Source organism: Mesotoga sp. UBA5847, from assembly GCF_002432735.1.
In the GTDB taxonomy this organism is placed as follows: Bacteria; Thermotogota; Thermotogae; order Petrotogales; family Kosmotogaceae; genus Mesotoga.
The window spans coordinates 2,193-5,197 of sequence record NZ_DJGL01000054.1; the positions used below are offsets into that span (position 1 = coordinate 2,193).

The 3,005-nt window shown below is 46.5% G+C and carries 4 protein-coding genes; 2 read left to right on the top strand and 2 right to left on the bottom strand.

Features of this window, described 5'->3' with window-relative positions:
- Positions 1 to 296 precede the first annotated feature (296 nt).
- Together B3K91_RS05735 and B3K91_RS05740 are read right to left on the bottom strand one after the other, a co-directional pair.
- Positions 297 to 569 carry a hypothetical protein gene (locus B3K91_RS05735; protein ID WP_292593291.1) on the bottom strand — a complete coding sequence of 91 codons (273 nt, stop codon included), beginning with the start codon at positions 567 to 569 and terminating at the stop codon, positions 297 to 299.
- Between the two features lie 148 nt (positions 570 to 717).
- A complete protein-coding gene (locus B3K91_RS05740; protein WP_292593289.1) occupies positions 718 to 1,722 on the bottom strand; it encodes a family 16 glycoside hydrolase in 1,005 nt (334 codons plus the stop codon).
- A gap of 455 nt (positions 1,723 to 2,177) precedes the next feature.
- Between B3K91_RS05740 and B3K91_RS05745 the strand changes: the two genes are divergently transcribed.
- Together B3K91_RS05745 and B3K91_RS05750 are read left to right on the top strand one after the other, a co-directional pair.
- Positions 2,178 to 2,456 (top strand): hypothetical protein, encoded by a 279-nt coding sequence (locus B3K91_RS05745; RefSeq protein ID WP_214060996.1) that lies wholly within the window; start codon positions 2,178 to 2,180, stop codon positions 2,454 to 2,456.
- Positions 2,457 to 2,760: 304 nt separating this feature from the next.
- On the top strand, positions 2,761 to 3,005 hold a 245-nt coding region (locus tag B3K91_RS05750; RefSeq protein WP_292594256.1), incomplete at its 3' end, for a hypothetical protein.

Consider the following 3,005-nt stretch of genomic DNA (forward strand, 5'->3'; position numbering starts at 1 on the left):
CACAGACCAGTTTCGGCTTTGCGAGACCAATAAGAAGCATCGAGAAAGAGCACTGTCGAGACGTTCGCTCCGCTCACGAGAAGACGAGAAGCGAAAATAGGGACTGACCGGTTTCAGAGGTCCCATTTTCTACGGTACGACAATGTTGAATTCAAACACATCCTGCCTGCCTCGAACCCGACGCCAAGTCTCACTGGAGAGAACCCGAGCTGTTGAGGCCCCAGCGCCAGCGTATGCGCGACATCGCCCCGGATGTAGATAAGGTCAAAACCGATTTTTGCTCCGACGTAGCCGTATCAGGCGATGCCCGGTAGTATCGTGTTGCATCCCAGACCGGAATCTTTCGAAAGCGTAAACATCATAAAGGGCGTTGCAAGACCGGCTAATAGTGGGCCCAGATTCCACCTCAGGTCGAGACCGATAACGTCTATACCGACAAAGCCCAACAGAGGCGTATTCGAAAGCGATTCAGTCTTTGCCAGGGCGCTTATAAGACCGAGCGAAGGCATTGCAAGAGTAAAAGAGCACACAAATAGAAGAGCTAACAAGAGAAAGATCAATGTCTTCAAACTTTTCAGGCCCCGACAGGAATCTTACACCTCTCAACTGTTGAGACAATACAACCTGCAGAGTCTTTTAAAGTTCTCGTGGAAATGCATTTCGCTTTTCATTGAAGCGGAAAGAATCCAGTTTCTCCGCTAGATCTAAAGGCGTTTGTTATAAAGGCTTGATAGTGACGTTTTTGAAAATGACGCTGGTGTTATGCCAGGCTCTCAGCCCAACTCTTCCATTAGTAAGTTTGCTTTCGCTGCTGTCGGTGGCTGTGAGTACTTCGTTCCCGTTGAAGTAGAAGGTGAAATTTTGGCCTCTTGCCGAAATTTCTATTGTATGATCGCCATCACTTGCGATAATGTTCGAGGGAATTTGTGAGCTAGCGATGACCTCCTCATTGTATCCGGAGAATCTTGAGAATTCGAAAGTCTCCTTTGTCACATCGAATTTGAAAGCATAGGCAGAGAGGTTCGAATGAGCGTCTTCTCCGGTAGCTCGAAAGAAAACTGCATAACCGCCTTTCTGACTTTCAGAAGTTGGCCCTGTATAGTACAAGTTTACAGTTATGTCGTAGTCCTTCCAGTTTTCGTCAACATCAAGAATACCACGGCTCTGCTTTCCATCTCCAGGATTACTCATTATTCCAGAAGTATCAACGTTCCATGTCCCTGTTGAGTGAACGAACGGTAATCTATTCAGACCCGTAAAGGATAGATTCAGACCCGAAGAAACCGTCTGATTACCGCCTCCGTCAAGATAGACGTGGTAATAGGCCTTTGAGTTCTCAGAACTGGCAGCTCCTCCGGGGAGGAATTCGTACTCTCCAGCCGGAAAGCCAGAACCCGTATTTGTAAGCAGTGTGTAGAGTGTAGAAGTATCCACTTCTTTATTGGTGAATATAACGAAGTCATAGACGCCTTCATTATCGCTCCAGGCAACTCCGTAATCGCTGCTAACATTTCTTCCGAGACTGTCGACCGACGATGGTATTCCATCACCGAGATATATTGAAGAAGAAATAGCTCTCGATAGAGTCTTGAAGTCTGAAGCGACGGCAGTTGCCCTGGCCTTTCTTATAGCGTTAAGGGCAAGAGGTGTAGAGACGGCAATGATTGATGCAATAACGGCAAGCACTATGAGCAACTCAACAAGTGAAAACCCTTTCTTCATTCCCATTCCTCCATCGATTCTTGATCTCATTTGATAGCTAGCATGCAATTTCGTGCCATTTGTTGATCTGAATACTGTGTCGAGGGAGAGTCTGACTGGTGAAAAGCTCTCTCGACAAGTATCTCAAGGATTTCCTAAGATCGTACCGGAATTCTACTCGTTAAAGGGATCCTCCCGGTCTGGCATGGCGGTAACGACTGACGCTCGGGATATAATTCAGCTGTTGCATCAAATGAATAATAAAGGGGGAAGAATGAACCAAAAGTCGTTTCTTTTGGTTTTATTGCTCTATGTTTGCACATTTCTGCTCTCGACAGGCATGATCGAGATTAGCAAAGACGCCGACTCAATGCTGTCCGCAGATCAAGCAGGAGATTGAAATAACTGCAGATGGAAACATTTCCAATATTCTAAACCTGCTGATCTCATCATTTGAAGAGAGAGTGGATGGAATAATGGCCGCCCTAAGGGTTCTGTCAAATACACAGGAAGTGCTTTCCGGCGACTGGTTGAATATTGAGCCTCTCTTGATGATCTTCAACGAAAGTTATGAAGGTCTCGCCATGTATATCGAAGCCAAAGGAGACTACTATACCGTTCAGAGGGACTGGACAGGTCTAAACCTCTCGGATAGAGGCTACTTTCCGATTCTTCAGAGCGGCCACGAAGTTTCAGGGTATCGGGTAATGAGCAGATCTACCGGCAAGCGTTCTATCGTATTTGGATTCCAGTAATTGAAGATGGATTCGTAACTTCATTTGTGGGGCTCTCTGCCTTATTCGACAGCTGGAATCTCGAAATGATCTCACGGTTTCAACCTTCACCGCGACCACACTTCTGCGCTTTTGAGGTCAGAAAACGTTTGCGCTGTCGGATAACGCAGCTCTGCTTTTAGGCTCGCTCGGCACTCGTGTTCCGGGCATAAGTAAGGGGTTCGAGATTCTTGAGGAAGATTCGAACACTTTTCTCATTGGAAGTGCATACCCTCTTGAAATTGCTCATTACAGACGTTCACAGAAGAATGGCTGGACGTTCGTATTGACAAATGAACTTGAATCCTGCAAAGAAGATCCGGCTCCGGATAAGCTCTTGAGAGGCGTTCGGATCACTATCCAGGAACACCTAAACAGACTGGATTCAGCCCTTTCAACTGGAGCGCAGGAGATAAGGGCGACTCTCAACGATGGAGAAGGAATCAGGGAGTTGCTCAAGAGGCTTTACGAAAGAAATCCCGAGGTGGTTGACGTTTCCTTTATCGACAGTGATAGCATTCTGAGATTTAT

Bases quoted from the DNA above. Each gene is read 5' to 3' on its own strand.
- B3K91_RS05740 (WP_292593289.1), bottom strand. From the start codon at position 1,722: ATGAAGAAAGGGTTTTCACTTGTTGAGTTGCTCATAGTGCTTGCCGTT.
- B3K91_RS05745 (WP_214060996.1), top strand. From the start codon at position 2,178: ATGGCCGCCCTAAGGGTTCTGTCAAATACACAGGAAGTGCTTTCCGGC.